This window comes from Coleofasciculus sp. A1-SPW-01 (assembly GCF_040217205.1).
GTDB lineage: Bacteria > Cyanobacteriota > Cyanobacteriia > Cyanobacteriales > Coleofasciculaceae > Coleofasciculus > Coleofasciculus chthonoplastes_A.
Map to the genome: position 1 here is coordinate 1 of NZ_JAVJNP010000079.1, position 2,452 is coordinate 2,452.

Annotated in this window: 2 protein-coding genes; both read right to left on the reverse strand. The window is 46.2% G+C overall.

Annotated features, from left to right (window positions below):
• On the reverse strand, nucleotides 1-442 hold a 442-nt coding region (locus RH949_RS12195), incomplete at its 3' end, for a DUF4140 domain-containing protein (protein WP_446353398.1).
• A 183-nt stretch (nucleotides 443-625) separates the two neighbouring features.
• A partial coding sequence (locus RH949_RS12200) for a DUF4139 domain-containing protein (RefSeq protein ID WP_446353400.1) occupies nucleotides 626-2,452 on the reverse strand: 1,827 nt, incomplete at its 5' end.

The window sequence follows — 2,452 nt, forward strand, 5'->3', positions numbered from 1 at the left end:
CTTGGAAATTCGCGATCGCTAATCGGGCGGCTAGGGGTGAAGGGGGGGGTGCTTTTCCCGGTTCTGCTTTCGGTTGATTGGGTACATGAAGCTGTTTTAGGACAGAGATTTCGTTATCAATTAGGGCAATCGTCTCTTGAATTCGCCTCACTTCGGCTTTGGCTTGGTGCAGTTGTTCCTCAGCGGGGGAGTTGGGGAGTTCTGGGTGAGAAGGAACCGCAAGACTGATGCGAATATCGGTAGGAATCACCAAATTGGCATTTCCTGCAACTTGTACTCGCACACTGCTATCATCTAGCGCCAGGGGAAGTCCTGAAATTTCTATTTGTTCTGGCGTTTCTCCATTCTCTAAGTGCAAATCGGCGATACGGCTAACGGTTGCACCAGCCGCATAGACTTTAACTTTATCTATTTTCGAGGCGAGTTGGATGATGTTCGGCATCGGATTATCCTATGGCTGATCCCAGGTACATTGTTCTATATCTCTGGGTGATTACCAGGATATGCACTTATCGATACGTTAGGATATTTCTCTATTGACCTGACAATAGCGTAGTTTGTAGTAAGCACTTTAGTGCTATAACGCCTAGCTGGAGAGGGCTAAAGTCCCCTCACTACGAACGAACTATTCTCGTCGATTCCCACCGATTACTTCACTATCGGCGTAGGTTTTAATGGTGTACTGTGCTGATAATTTTGCCTGTTGTTGACTGGGTACTTGTATCTGCCAGCAATATCCACCTTGAATGAGTTGTCCGCGTTCTTCTTGTTCGTATTTTTGCCATTGAGGGGAAACTTGACCAAGTTCTACATCAACTTTTTCTCCTTCTTGGGGTACAGGAATCCGTTCTCGGATCTCAATCCGTGCTTCGTTGGCTAAACGATTAGCAATGTCAATTTTAATGTGGTGACAGAGTTCGTTAAAGGCGACTAATAACTGACTGGAACGTTTTTCCTGATACGTTGTGTTTCGGGCGACTTTTATCCCTTGTTCAACGCCTAAACCTAATTCAACTTGTCCCTTGGCGGGTACGGTGGGTAATGTTGTGGATAAGATATACTCCCCATCAACATAAACATCAGCTGAACCACTTAAAAGTGGGGCGTCTAAAGGATTGCAAAGTTGGGCGATTCGGAAGACATTGGTATCTTCACGGGGAACGACAATATAGCGCAGGTTGACATCGGTACTTTGGCTAGTTAGTGCGACGGAATGAAATTGTCCATCTGACGGAACATCCACCCGTCCATCGGCAAGATAAGCATAATCAAAGGAACCTGCTGCTTCACGTACTGATAGTCCACCAGGCGGTAATGGGGTAGACAAACATTGGTGGGATTTTGATATAGCCTGCTTGACGATTTCTAGGACATTGAATGTTACCACAAATTGCTGTTGCTTGAGGAGTTCTAGATAGACATATTGCTGGTTTTGAAGCAGTAATTTACCTCGCTTATTGGGGTCATCTGCGCCGGGAAGTCGCATTAAATTGTAAGTCAGTAAGTCATCGTTGTTAATCACCGGATCACTAATGAGTTGACTCAAGGTTTCACCTAAGTCGCATTCTGTTTCTTCGGGTTCATAATCTCTACCTCTTAAGTATTGCTCCATAGAAGAATGGCGGAAGCTGGATTCTGCTTCTTCCAGTAAATTATGGAGATTTTGATCTAAGTCGCATTCTGTTTCTTTTGGTGCATCGGACAGCATGGCGTCAAGGTCAGCAAACTCGTCTCCTGATTCATCGAACAGGTTATGAAACTCCATAGCCTTATCGGTATCGGACAGGAGGCATTCAAGTTCCATATCCAGATCGTCTTGTACTTTCTCCTGTGTCAGTTTTTGCTCCCGATGTTGATTAATCAGATTCACTTCCAGCTTGTAGGATGAACTGTTGATTCTACTCTCTGGTTGTGTAAAGGCTCTTTGTCCAGTGACCACCTGCGGCTTCTGGCGGTCATAATCGGCAAACAGCATTGTTGCACCAACGGGAGGTAAACGCCAACCGGATTTTCTGGGGACAGGTTGGGTGCGTCCTAACCGCAGTGAGGGTAATTCTGGTAACTCACACCACGTCATTGGGTTAGCTGTCGAGAGTTCTAAGCGCACCCCAGACCAATCTTCTCCTGTACGCTGACACAAAAAAGCCCGAACTGCGATCGCGGCGGTATTCGTGCTACTCTCTAAACGGCATAAATAGGTGGGTGTCCAGCGTGCGCCAGGAACGAAATACTCGACAATTAACTGTTGCTGGGAAACTGTCACCTGTGCCGGATAACTTAAGCTGATAATCACCGTTTTCCGCAATTCGTGGGGTTTCACCTGTTGGGCAGTTGACGCCAGTTTCTGTTTGTGTAATAACTCGTCTAAGTGGGTTTTTGCCTCCTTTAAGCTGTTCTGGGTTTCCCGTCGTTCCTGAATGCGACTACGGATTTGCTCATCTTGGAAATTCGC